Genomic DNA, 11899 nt, shown 5'->3' with positions numbered 1-11899 from the left:
CGCCCGGTTACATTCCGAACCCGGAAGCTAAGCCTTACAGCGCCGATGGTACTGCAGGGGGGACCCTGTGGGAGAGTAGGACGCCGCCGAACAATCTTTGGAAGGGACCCCTGGTCTCCAGCGTTCAGCTGGGGCCAGGGGTCCTTTTTTATTTATGCTTGCGGTACCGAAGACAGGAGTCACCCATGTCCACCAACTCTCCCGACGACCGACCGGAGCGCGACCAGCGCCGACGGGACAGTGGTGGCCGGAGCGGCCAGCGCGGGGATCGTGGCGGTTTCCGTCGCGACAACGACCGCGCAGGTCAGGGCCGTCGTGAAGGCGGTGGCGACCGCGATCGAGGTGGCTTCCGCCGAGATGACCGCCGAGATGAGCGCCGCGACGACCGTCGTGATGACCGTCGAGGTGACGACCGCGGGCAGCGCGGTGGCTTCCGCCGTGACGACAACCGTGGTGGTGGGTACGGGCGTCGGGACGACCGTGACCGTGCTCCGCGTCGTGACGACCGGGATCGGGGCGGTTTCCGTCGTGACGACCGGCGTGACGACCGTCGTGATGACCGAGGTGGTGACCGTCCCGCGTTCCGTCGCGACGACCGCGGCAGCCGTCCGTCCTTCCGCCGCGATGACCGTGGTGACCGCCCCTCGTTCCGCCGCGACGACCGTCGTGACGACCGTCGTGATGACCGCCGCGACGACCGGAGGGATGATCGTCGGGACGACCGGCGCGACAGCCGGCGTGACGACAACCGTGGTGGTGGGTACGGGCGTCGGGACGACCGTGACCGTGCTCCGCGTCGTGACGACCGGGATCGGGGCGGTTTCCGTCGTGACGACCGGCGTGACGACCGTCGTGATGACCGAGGTGGCGACCGTCCCGCGTTCCGTCGCGACGACCGCCGCGATGACCGTCGTGATGACCGAGGTGGCGACCGTCCCGCGTTCCGTCGCGACGACCGCCGCGATGACCGTCGTGATGACCGCCGCGATGACCGTCCCGCGTTCCGCCGCGACGACCGGGGCGACCGCGGCGACCGCGGTGGGTTCCGCGGCCGGGACGACAACCGCGGTGAGCGCGGCGGATTCCGTGGCCGGGACGACCGTGGGGGACGTGGGCCCCGGCGCGACGACCGCGGTGGGCGGCCCGGAGGGTTCCGTGGGCGTGACGACCGGCACGGCGGCGGTGGCCGGTTCCGCGAGGAGCGGGACCGCGACCGTGAGCCGATCAAGCGGCTGCCGATCCCCGAGGACGTCACGGGCGAGGAGATCGACAAGGACGTACGCCAGGAACTGCAGAGCCTGCCCAAGACGCTCGCCGAGGACGTCGCCAAGAACCTGGTGATGGTCGCCCGGCTGATCGACGAGGACCCCGAGGGCGCGTACGGCTACTCCAGGGTGGCCCTGCGGCTGGCGTCGCGTGTCGCCGCCGTACGGGAGGCCGCCGGCTTCGCCGCGTACGCCAACCAGAAGTACGCCGAGGCGCTCGCCGAGTTCCGGGCCGCGCGGCGGATGACCGGGACCGTGGAGCTGTGGCCCCTCATGGCCGACTGCGAGCGTGGCCTCGGCCGGCCGGAGAAGGCGCTGGACATGGCCGGTGCGCCCGAGGTGCAGAAGCTGGACAAGGCAGGCCAGGTCGAGATGCGGCTCGTCGCGGCCGGTGCCCGGCGTGACATGGGCCAGCTGGACGCGGCGATCGTGACGTTGCAGAGTTCCGAGCTGGCGTCCAACTCCGTGCAGCCCTGGACCGCGCGGCTGCGCTACGCCTACGCCGACGCGCTGCTCGCCGCCGGCCGGAACGGCGAGGCACGCGAGTGGTTCGCCAAGGCGGTGGAGGCCGACCGGGACGGCAGCACCGACGCCTCCGACCGGCTGGCCGAGCTGGACGGCGTGGAGTTCGTGGACGCCCTCGACGAGGGCGAGGGCGACGAAGCGGGCGCGGACGCGGACGTCGAGGACGACGACAAGGACTGACGTCCGGGACGCGGAACGGATGTGAAGGGGCGGGTCTCTCCGGAGGCCCGCCCCTTCGTCACAGGTCGAGTGCGCGCAGGACCAGGCCCGAGGCCGGTTTCGGGCCGAACGACGTCGACTTGCGCGGCATCGTGACACCCTGGCGGGCGAGGTCGCGGACGACGTCCTCGTGCACGGGGTGCATCAGGACGGCCGTGCCGCCGTCGCGCTCCGCCTTGTCGACCGTGGCGGCCGTGTCGTGGATGTACGCGATGTGGGCGGGCGAGTCGGGGACGCGCCAGACGTGGTCGAGGAGCGTGGCGTGCAGGACCGTCGCGTCCAGGGTGCGCCAGGCCACCGGACGGCCGACCGGGATCGTGCGGGCCAGCAGGTCGGGGTCCGGTCGGTCCACGAGATGGAAGGCGCCGTCGCCGGCGAGCAGGAAGGCGTTGCCCGTCGAGGCCGCCTCGGCCAGGGCGGCCATCGCCTCGGGCAGCGGGGTTCCGTCGAGGCGGCGGACGCGGAACAGGCCGTCGAGTGCGGCCACGGCGTCCGCGACCGGCAGATCGTGCAGGAGTCGGTGGATGGCGCGGACGCGCAGGGGATAGCGGGCCGTGTCCACGAGGAGCACCAGGCCGTGGTCCCAGGGGCTGGGGGAGGGATGCTCCGCGCGGAGACGGCGGTAGGTCGCCCAGCGGTGGTGGCCGTCGGCGATGAGCGCCTGGTGGCCGGCGAGTTCGCGCTGGATCGCGGCGAGGTCGGCGGCGTCGGTGACGGACCACAGGCGGTGGTGGAAGCCGTCCTCGGTGGTGGTCGCCAGGAGGGGCCGCCGCTCGGCCATGCGCTCGATCAGGTCGGCCGTGGCCCCAGCCGAGCCGTCTCCCCGGTAGGTGAGCAGCAGGGGTTCGAGGTTGGCGGAGGTGGCCCGCATCAGGTCCGCGCGGTCGGCGACGATGTGCGGCATGACGTCCTCGTGCGGCAGTACCAGCCGCTCGTCGGGGTCGGAGACGCGCAGCGCGCCGATGATGCCGCGCTGCACCATGCCGTCGCCGTCGCGCTGCTCGTAGACGTACAGGCAGGGCTCCGGGTCGGCGGTCAGTACGCCCTCGGCGCGCCAGCGGCGCAGCGTGTCGGCGGCCTGGGCGTTGCGGGCCCCGGGTGAGTCGGCCTCGGGGAGGATCAGCCGGACGATGTTGTACGGGTCGGCGGACTGGAGGTGGTGCAGGCCGTCAGGGCGGACGACGACGTCGTACGGCGGGGATGTCACGGCGGCCAGGCTGCCGACCCGGTCGGGGTCGTAACGAAGGCCTCGGAACGGGGTGAGTTCCAGGCCCCGGGGCGCCTTTGCCGTCGAGTGACCTGCAGTGTTCATCCCGGCATCGTACGGGTGCCGGTGGCATGGGGGATGATCGGGGGAAAGCCGTCGAACGAGGAGCGATGCGGAATGAGCCGGAGCGTCAGGACGAGGCCCGAGGGCAGTGGGCAGGCCCTGAGCGAGGCGTACGACACGGCGCTGCTCGACCTCGACGGTGTGGTGTACGCGGGTGGCGGCGCGATCGTGCACGCGGTCGAATCGCTCGCCACGGCCCGCGCGGGAGGGATGCGTCTCGCCTATGTGACGAACAACGCCCTGCGTACTCCGGACGTCGTGGCGGCTCATCTGACCGAGCTGGGGATACCGGCGGAGGCGACTGACGTCATCACCTCCGCGCAGGCCGTGGCGCGGCTGATCGGCGAGCAGGTGCCGCAGGGCTCCCGGGTGCTGGTGATCGGCGGTGAGGGGCTGCGGGTGGCGTTGCGCGAGCGCGGGCTCGTGCCGGTGGAGTCGGCGGACGACGACCCGGTGGCGGTCGTCCAGGGGTACGGCGGGCCCGAGCTGCCGTGGGGGCGGTTCGCTGAGGCGTCGTACGCCGTGGCGCGCGGGCTGCCGTGGTTCGCCTCCAACACCGACCTGACCATTCCCAGCGGGCGGGGCATCGCCCCGGGCAACGGCGCGGCGGTGGAGGTCGTACGGATCGCCACGGGTGCCGAGCCGCAGGTCGCGGGGAAGCCGCTGCCGCCGATGCACCGGGAGACGATCCTGCGGACGGGCGCCGAGCGGCCGCTGGTGGTGGGGGACCGGCTGGACACGGACATCGAGGGCGCGTTCAACGGCGGGGTCGACTCGCTGCTGGTGCTGACCGGGGTGACGGACGGCGCGCAGCTGCTGGCGGCGCCCCCGCGGCACCGGCCGACCTATGTGGACGCCGATCTGCGCGGGATGCTCACGGGGCAGCCGGAGGTCGTCGGGGCCGGGGACGGGTTCCGCTGCGGTGGCTGGACGGCGAGGGCCGGTGCCGAGCAGCTGGAGCTGGAGGGCGACGGTGGCGCGCTGGACGGGCTGCGGGCTCTGTGCGCGGCGGCGTGGACGGCGGCCGGGGAGGGCGTGTGCGGGCTGGACGGCGGCAAGGCGCTGGCCCGGCTGGGAGTGTGAGGGGCCCTCGGGTCACCTGGGACAGGTCGCCGCCGTCCGGGGCCCGGCCATCGTGATCGAATGCGAGGGTAGGCTAACCTAACTGCGTGTTGGTCGAGAGTCCCCCCGAACAGCGCGCGGAGACCGCCCCCGCGCCCCCGAACCGCCGGGCGATACGCGCCCTAGGGCTGCTCCTCTCCGTCGTGATCCTGGTGCTCGTCGCGTTGGCGAGCATCGCGGTCGGGGCGAAGGAGCTGTCCCTGGAGCAGGTCTGGCACGGCCTGTTCGAGGACTCGGGTACGTACGGAGACGTCGTCGTGGCGGACAGGCTGTCACGAACCGTCCTCGGACTGCTCGTCGGCGCCGCGCTCGGCCTGGCGGGCTCGGTGCTCCAGGCCCTCACCCGCAACCCCCTGGCCGACCCCGGGCTGCTCGGCATCAACGCGGGCGCGTCCGCCGCCGTCGTCACCGCCATCACCTTCTTCGGCGTCACCTCACTGTCCGGATATGTGTGGTTCGCCTTCTTCGGTGCGGCGGCCGTCGGCGCGCTGGTGTGGTTCCTCGGCGGCAGCCGGGGCGCGACGCCGGTCCGGCTGGCGCTCGCGGGTACGGCCATCAGCGCGGCGCTGTTCGGCTACCTCCAGGCCATCATGATCCTCGACGACGCCGCCCTCGGCCGGATGCGGTTCTGGACCGTGGGCTCGCTGGCCTCGGGAAGCAATGCGACCATCACGCAGGTGCTGCCGTTCCTGCTCGCCGGTTCCCTGCTGGCGCTGGCGCTCGCCCGGCCGCTCAACGCCGTGGCCATGGGCGACGACACCGCCAAGGCGCTCGGCGCCAACCTCAACCGCACCCGGGCGCTGTCCATGCTCGCCGCGACCGTGCTGTGCGGGGCCGCGACCGCGGCCTGCGGGCCGATCGTCTTCGTGGGGCTGATGGTGCCGCACATCGTGCGCTCCTTCACCGGACCCGATCTGCGCTGGATCCTGCCGTACGCGGCGGTCCTGTCGCCCGTGCTGCTGCTCGGCGCCGATGTCATCGGCCGGATCGTGGCCCGGCCGGCCGAGCTCCAGGTCGGCATCGTCACCGCGATCCTCGGCGGCCCGGTCTTCATCTTTCTCGTACGACGGCGGAGGACGGCCCAGCTGTGAAGACCAACCGCGCGGTGCGGACCCCCGGCGGCCTCTCGGTCCGGCTGGACGTGCGCGCCCTCACCGTCGTCGTCCTGCTCCTGCTCACGGCGCTGACCGCCGGCGTGGTCCTGATCGGCACCGGCGACTTCCCGATCCCCGCCGGCGACGTGCTGGCGACCCTCGTCGGCGAGGGCGACGCCGGCCAGGAGTTCATCGTCACCGAGCTGCGGCTGCCCCGCGTCCTCGTCGGGCTGCTCGTCGGCGCCTCGCTCGGGCTCGGCGGCGCGCTGTTCCAGTCCATCTCCCGCAATCCGCTGGGCAGCCCGGACGTGCTCGGCCTCGGACAGGGCGCGACGGCCGGAGCCCTCACGGTGATCGTGCTGTTCTCCGGCACCGCCAACCAGGTCGCCGTCGGCGCCCTCGCCGGCGGACTGGTCACCGGGCTCGCCATCTACGTCCTCGCCTGGAAGCGGGGCGTGCACGGCTATCGGCTGGTCCTGGTCGGCATCGGTGTCTCGGCGGTCGTCACGGCGGTCAACGGCTATCTGCTGACCAAGTCCGACATCGTCGACGCGGCCCGCGCGGTCGTCTGGATGACCGGATCCCTCGACGGCCGGGACTGGGACCAGGTCTGGCCGCTGCTCGCCCTGTGCGCCGTCCTCGTACCGCTGGTTCTCGCCAATTCCCGCGCGCTCCGGATGATGGAGATGGGCGACGACGCCTCGTACGCCCTCGGTGTGCGGGTGGAGCGGGTGCGGCTGCTGCTGATGCTGTCGGCCGTCCTGCTCACCGCGTCGGCGACCGCCGCCGCCGGACCGGTCAGCTTCGTCGCGCTCACGGCGCCGCAGCTCGCCCGGCGTCTGACCCGTTCGCCCGGTCCGAACCTGGCGGCGTCGCTGTGCATGGGCGCCGCCCTCCTGGTCACCGCCGACTGGATCTCGCAACGGGCCTTCGGCGCCGACCAGTTGCCCGTGGGCGTGGTCACCGGCGTGCTCGGCGGCGTCTATCTGCTGTGGCTGCTGGTCACCGAGCGCAGGGCGGGCCGGATATGAGCGACGGCGGCACCACCAGCAGCGCGCCGAACCACCGAAGGAGCACCGTGAACCGACTGTCCGCCGAGAACGTCACCCTGGCCTACGACCAGCGGGTCATCGCCGAACAGCTGTCGGTGGAGATACCGGACAACTCCTTCACCGTGATCGTCGGGCCCAACGCGTGCGGCAAGTCAACCCTGCTGCGGGCCCTGTCGCGGATGCTCAGGCCGAGCGAGGGGCGGGTCCTGCTCGACGGGCAGGTCATCCAGTCGATGCCGGCGAAGAAGGTCGCCCGCACCCTCGGCCTGCTGCCCCAGTCGTCGATCGCGCCCGACGGCATCACGGTCGGCGACCTGGTGGGCCGCGGCCGGTACCCGCACCAGGGCCTGCTGCGCCAGTGGTCGGCCGAGGACGAGCGCGTCGTCCAGGAGTCGATGGCCCGCACCGGTGTCGCCGAGCTCGCGGAGCGCTACGTCGACGAACTCTCCGGCGGTCAGCGGCAGCGCGTGTGGATCGCCATGGCGCTGGCCCAGCAGACGCCGCTGCTGCTGCTCGACGAGCCGACCACCTTCCTCGACATCCAGCACCAGATCGACGTACTGGACCTCTGCGCGGACCTGCACGAGGAGCAGGGGCGCACCCTCGTCGCCGTCCTGCACGACCTCAACCACGCCGCCCGGTACGCCACCCATCTCATCGCCCTGCGCGGAGGGAAGGTCATCGCCCAGGGCGCGCCGAAGGACATCGTCACCGCAGGGCTGGTCGAGGAGGTCTTCGGGCTGCGCTGCCAAGTCATCGACGACCCCGAGACGGGCACCCCGCTGGTGGTGCCGGCGGCCCGTAAAGCACGCCCGCAGGGGACCGCGCGGAAGGTGGGCGCTACAGAAGCTTCCTGAGGTGGAAGAGGTCGCGCAGCCCCGCCTCCAGCCGCACCCGGCCGGAACCCCAGGCGCGGGCGAAGTGCAGTTCGCCGTCGACCAGGGCCACCAGGTCGTCGCCCGTCATGGCGAGCCGTATCTGCGCCCTCTCGCGCGGCGGGCCGGGGAACGTGTCGTGCACCTCGATCCGGCCGCCCTGGAGCCGGCCGGCGAAGGTCACGTCCAGGTCGGTGATGTGGCAGCTGACCGAACGGTCCATCGCCGCGGCCGTGCGGACGTCCCCCTCGGCGCTCTGCATGCTGTCCGAAAGCTTGTCGAGTGCGGTACGGCACTCCTCGATCGTGGCCATCGCGGACGACGGTACCGCAGCCGTTCGCGGTAGCGTCGGGGCATGAACGACGCAGTGCCCGAGGCGGGGCCCGAGCAGGCGCCGCCCCGGGGCGACGACCCCGCCGCCCCCGCGCCCCTGAACGTGCCGCGCACCCCCACCGGGAACCCCGAGGTGGACGCCCACGTGGAGCGGCTGGCCGACGCCGACCACCTCACCACGGACGGCCATGTCGAGGTGTACGAGGATGTACATCGGGGGCTGCGCGACGCGCTCACCGCGCTCGACGCCCGCCCGGGTCCTCCGGCGCCCCCACGGCCTGACGAACACAGGAGCTGAACCGAACGTGGCAGGAGTCGCACGCCGCCGTCTCGACGCGGAGCTGGTCCGCCGTAAGCTCGCGCGCTCGCGCGAGCACGCCAGCCAGCTGATCGCCGCGGGCCGGGTCAGTGTCGGCAAGACGGTCGCGACCAAGCCCGCCACGCAGGTGGAGACCGCCGCCGCGATCGTCGTCACCGCCGACGAGGGCGACCCGGACTACGTCTCGCGCGGCGGCCACAAGCTGGCCGGCGCCCTCGAGGCGTTCGTGCCGCAGGGGCTGGTCGTCGAGGGACGGCGGGCGCTCGACGCCGGCGCCTCCACCGGTGGCTTCACCGACGTACTGCTGCGTGCCGGGGCCGCGCACGTGGTCGCCGTGGACGTCGGATACGGACAACTCGCCTGGTCTCTCCGCAACGATGAACGCGTCACCGTCAAGGACCGTACGAACGTACGCGAGTTGACGCTCGAGGTGATCGATGGGGAGCCTGTGGATCTTGTCGTGGGGGATCTGTCCTTCATCCCGCTCGGGCTGGTGCTGCCCGCCCTGAAGGGGTGCGTGAAGCCGGACGCCGACCTGGTGATGATGGTGAAACCGCAGTTCGAGGTGGGCAAGGAACGGCTGGGCAGCGGCGGAGTCGTCCGCAGCCCGCAGCTGCGCGCCGAGGCCGTGCGGGGGGTGGCCGCCAAGGCCTGGGAGCTGGGGCTCGGAGCGAAGGGCGTGACGGCAAGCCCGCTGCCCGGACCCTCCGGGAATGTCGAATACTTTCTGTGGCTGCGGGCCGGGGCTCCGGAACTGGACCCGGCCGACGTTGACCGTGCAGTGGCGGAGGGGCCGCGTTGACACAGAACCGAGCGCGTACTGTTTTCCTGCTGGCCCACACCGGGCGGCCCGCGGCCATTCGCAGCGCCGAGCTCGTGGTCAAGGGGCTGCTGCGGTCCGGGCTCGGAGTGCGGGTCCTGGAGGACGAGGCACGCGACCTGCCGTTGCCGGAGGACGTGGAGACCGTCAAGGAGGCCACGCCGCAGTGCCTGGACGACTGCGAGCTGCTGATCGTCCTCGGTGGTGACGGCACGCTGCTGCGGGGCGCCGAGTTCGCCCGCGCCTCCGGGGTGCCCATGCTGGGCGTCAACCTCGGGCGGGTCGGGTTCCTCGCCGAGGCCGAGCGGGACGACCTGGACAAGGTCGTCGACCGGGTGGTGAGCCGGGCGTACGAGGTCGAGGAACGCATGACCGTGGATGTGGTCGTGCACCGCAACGGCGACATCGTGCACACCGACTGGGCGCTGAACGAGGCGGCCGTGCAGAAGGTGTCCGCAGAGCGGATGCTGGAGGTCGTCCTGGAGATCGACGGACGGCCGGTCACCGGCTTCGGCTGCGACGGGATCGTGTGCGCCACGCCCACGGGCTCGACGGCGTACGCGTTCTCCGCGGGTGGGCCCGTGGTGTGGCCGGAGGTCGAGGCGCTGCTGATGGTGCCGATCTCGGCGCACGCGCTGTTCGCCAAGCCGCTGGTGACCTCGCCGGACTCGGTGCTGGCGGTGGAAATGCTGCCGCACGTCCCTCCGGGGGTGCTGTGGTGCGACGGGCGGCGGACCGTCGAGCTGCCGGTCGGGGCGCGGGTGGAGGTGCGGCGGGGGGCTGTGCCGGTGCGACTGGCTCGGTTGCACCATGCTTCTTTTACCGACCGGTTGGTCGCGAAATTTGCCTTGCCCGTGTCCGGGTGGCGTGGGGCGCCGCATTAGCCATCTCGATGGGGTGGTTTCGGAGCGTTGGCGAGTGCGGGTGGTATGTGGTTGCTCGCGCAGTTCCCCGCGCCCCTGAGGGGGCGCTTCCACTCGCCCGGGTGACAAGGGCGGGGCGGTCGCACTCCTTGGGTCGGACCTCGTAAGGTCTAGTGCGTGCTTGAGGAGATGCGGATACGGTCGCTCGGGGTCATCGATGACGCTGTCGTCGAGTTGTCGCCCGGCTTCACCGCCGTCACCGGGGAGACGGGTGCGGGCAAGACCATGGTGGTCACCAGCCTGGGCCTGCTGCTGGGCGGACGGGCGGATGCGGCCCTGGTGCGGATCGGCGCGCGGAACGCGGTCGTCGAGGGACGGATCGCCGTGCCCGAGGGCGCCGCGGCCGTCGTTCGCGCCGAGGAGGCCGGGGCCGAGCTCGACGACGGGACACTGCTGGTCAGCCGGACCGTTTCCGCCGAGGGGCGGTCACGGGCGCACCTGGGCGGGCGGAGCGTGCCCGTGGGGCTGCTCGCCGAGCTCGCCGACGACCTCGTGGCGGTGCACGGTCAGACCGACCAGCAGGGGCTGCTGAAGCTGTCCCGGCAGCGGCAGGCGCTCGACCGGTACGCCGGGTACGCGGTCGCCGTGCCGCTCGGCAAGTACGCCGAGGCGTACAAGCGGCTGCGGGCGGTGACCACGGAGCTGGAACAGATCACCACGCGTGCGCGTGAGCGGGCCCAGGAGGCCGACATGCTGCGCTTCGGGCTCGAGGAGATCGCCGCCGTGGAGCCCCGCGCGGGCGAGGACGTGGAGCTGGCGGAGGAGGCGGAGCGGCTCGGGCACGCCGAGGCGCTGGCGTCCGCCGCGGCGGTCGCGCACGCCGCCCTCGCGGGCAACCCGGAGGACCCCGAGGGCGTCGACGCCGGGACGCTCGTCGTGGGCGCCCAGCGGGCCCTGGAGGCCGTACGGGCGCACGATCCGGCGCTGGCCGCGCTGTCCGACCGGATCGGGGAGATCGGCATCCTGCTGCGGGACGTCGCCGGGGAGCTGGCGGGGTACGCCGACGACCTGGACGCCGATCCGCTGCGGCTGGCGGCGGTCGAGGAGCGGCGGGCCGCGCTCACCGGGCTGACCCGGAAATACGGCGAGGACGTCGCGTCGGTGCTGGCGTGGGCCGAGCAGGGCGCCGCGCGGCTGACCGAACTGGACGGCGACGACGAGCGGATCGGTGAACTCACCGCCGAACGCGACGCGCTCCGTTCCGAACTGGGCGCCCTGGCCCAGGAGCTGACCGACGCGCGGACGGAGGCGGCGGAGCGGTTCGCGGCGGCGGTGACCGCCGAGCTGGCCTCGCTCGCCATGCCGCACGCCCGCGTGTCGTTCGACATCCGGCAGACCGAGGACCCGGAGGGCGTCGAGGTGGGCGGGCGCACGGTGGCCTACGGGCCGTCGGGCGTGGACGAGGTCGAGCTGCTGCTCGCCCCGCACCCCGGGGCGCCGCCCCGGCCCATCGCCAAGGGCGCGTCGGGCGGTGAGCTGTCACGCGTGATGCTGGCCGTGGAGGTGGTGTTCGCGGGGACGGATCCCGTGCCGACGTACCTCTTCGACGAGGTCGACGCCGGTGTCGGCGGCAAGGCGGCGGTGGAGATCGGCCGGCGGCTCGCGAAGCTGGCGAAGAGCGCGCAGGTCGTGGTCGTCACCCACCTGCCCCAGGTGGCCGCGTTCGCGGACCGGCAGCTGCTGGTCGAGAAGACCAACGACGGCTCGGTCACCCGGTCCGGTGTGAAGGTGCTCGAAGGAGAGGACCGCATCCGCGAACTGTCCCGCATGCTCGCCGGCCAGGAGGACTCCGAGACGGCCCGCGCGCACGCGGAGGAACTGCTGGCGACGGCCCGGGCGGACGTGTAGCCGGGGGAACGTGACGGAGGGCCCGCTCCGGAGCCGAGCCCTCCGTCACCCGTGTGGGTGAACACTCTCCCGTGTCGCCCCGACCCCTCGCGTCCGCCGTTCCCGGAACGGCCGTACGTACTGGCATCCTTGACGGAGTACATGGAGGAATCCGCGCGGTACCGGCCCTCGCCC

Annotated in this window: 12 protein-coding genes and 1 rRNA gene; 10 read left to right on the top strand and 3 right to left on the bottom strand. The window is 72.7% G+C overall.

Annotation, left to right across the window (positions count from 1 at the left end):
• Nucleotides 1-92 (top strand): 5S ribosomal RNA (gene rrf / locus ACZ470_RS37695); the annotation flags it as partial.
• Nucleotides 93-179: 87 nt separating this feature from the next.
• On the opposite strand, the gene ACZ470_RS37690 is transcribed toward rrf, so the two are convergent.
• The gene (locus ACZ470_RS37690) at nucleotides 180-1175 is read right to left on the bottom strand and encodes a hypothetical protein (protein WP_468434479.1); all 996 of its coding nucleotides are present in this window, start codon (nucleotides 1173-1175) and stop codon (nucleotides 180-182) included.
• Nucleotides 1176-1232: 57 nt separating this feature from the next.
• Here ACZ470_RS37690 and ACZ470_RS37685 point away from each other — a divergent pair, with 57 nt between their 5' ends.
• Nucleotides 1233-1970, top strand: coding sequence for a tetratricopeptide repeat protein (locus tag ACZ470_RS37685; protein ID WP_468434478.1), 738 nt, complete (start codon nucleotides 1233-1235; stop codon nucleotides 1968-1970).
• Nucleotides 1971-2028: 58 nt separating this feature from the next.
• On the opposite strand, the gene ACZ470_RS37680 is transcribed toward ACZ470_RS37685, so the two are convergent.
• Nucleotides 2029-3321, bottom strand: a complete 1293-nt coding sequence (locus ACZ470_RS37680; protein ID WP_468434473.1) for a DUF1015 domain-containing protein — start codon at nucleotides 3319-3321, stop codon at nucleotides 2029-2031.
• Between the two features lie 72 nt (nucleotides 3322-3393).
• On the opposite strand from ACZ470_RS37680, the gene ACZ470_RS37675 reads away from it, so the two are divergent.
• From ACZ470_RS37675 to ACZ470_RS37660, 4 genes are all read left to right on the top strand, one after another.
• The gene (locus tag ACZ470_RS37675) at nucleotides 3394-4422 is read left to right on the top strand and encodes an HAD hydrolase-like protein (RefSeq protein ID WP_468434472.1); all 1029 of its coding nucleotides are present in this window, start codon (nucleotides 3394-3396) and stop codon (nucleotides 4420-4422) included.
• A gap of 86 nt (nucleotides 4423-4508) precedes the next feature.
• Complete coding sequence (locus ACZ470_RS37670; protein WP_468434471.1) at nucleotides 4509-5552, top strand: FecCD family ABC transporter permease; 1044 nt, start codon at nucleotides 4509-4511, stop codon at nucleotides 5550-5552.
• Nucleotides 5549-6586 carry a FecCD family ABC transporter permease gene (locus ACZ470_RS37665; protein WP_468434470.1) on the top strand — a complete coding sequence of 346 codons (1038 nt, stop codon included), beginning with the start codon at nucleotides 5549-5551 and terminating at the stop codon, nucleotides 6584-6586. The genes ACZ470_RS37670 and ACZ470_RS37665 overlap by 4 nt, the downstream gene beginning before the upstream one ends.
• Nucleotides 6583-7464 carry an ABC transporter ATP-binding protein gene (locus ACZ470_RS37660; protein ID WP_468434469.1) on the top strand — a complete coding sequence of 294 codons (882 nt, stop codon included), beginning with the start codon at nucleotides 6583-6585 and terminating at the stop codon, nucleotides 7462-7464. The genes ACZ470_RS37665 and ACZ470_RS37660 overlap by 4 nt, the downstream gene beginning before the upstream one ends.
• Here ACZ470_RS37660 and ACZ470_RS37655 read toward each other — a convergent pair.
• Nucleotides 7448-7795, bottom strand: a complete 348-nt coding sequence (locus ACZ470_RS37655; RefSeq protein WP_468434468.1) for a sterol-binding protein — start codon at nucleotides 7793-7795, stop codon at nucleotides 7448-7450. The genes ACZ470_RS37660 and ACZ470_RS37655 overlap by 17 nt on opposite strands.
• Before the next feature lie 42 nt (nucleotides 7796-7837).
• Here ACZ470_RS37655 and ACZ470_RS37650 point away from each other — a divergent pair, with 42 nt between their 5' ends.
• From ACZ470_RS37650 to recN, 4 genes are all read left to right on the top strand, one after another.
• Nucleotides 7838-8113 (top strand): hypothetical protein, encoded by a 276-nt coding sequence (locus ACZ470_RS37650; protein WP_468434467.1) that lies wholly within the window; start codon nucleotides 7838-7840, stop codon nucleotides 8111-8113.
• 7 nt (nucleotides 8114-8120) lie between these two features.
• Nucleotides 8121-8936 (top strand): TlyA family RNA methyltransferase, encoded by an 816-nt coding sequence (locus tag ACZ470_RS37645; protein ID WP_468434466.1) that lies wholly within the window; start codon nucleotides 8121-8123, stop codon nucleotides 8934-8936.
• Nucleotides 8933-9838, top strand: coding sequence for an NAD kinase (locus ACZ470_RS37640; RefSeq protein WP_468434465.1), 906 nt, complete (start codon nucleotides 8933-8935; stop codon nucleotides 9836-9838). The genes ACZ470_RS37645 and ACZ470_RS37640 overlap by 4 nt, the downstream gene beginning before the upstream one ends.
• 168 nt (nucleotides 9839-10006) lie before the next feature.
• Nucleotides 10007-11725 (top strand): DNA repair protein RecN, encoded by a 1719-nt coding sequence (recN, locus tag ACZ470_RS37635; RefSeq protein ID WP_468434477.1) that lies wholly within the window; start codon nucleotides 10007-10009, stop codon nucleotides 11723-11725.
• Nucleotides 11726-11899: the final 174 nt, after the last annotated feature.

The sequence above is a fragment of the Streptomyces sp. NPDC031111 genome, assembly GCF_055570675.1.
Note: the sequence above shows the minus strand (reverse complement) of the source record. Positions and strands in the feature narration are given on the sequence as shown.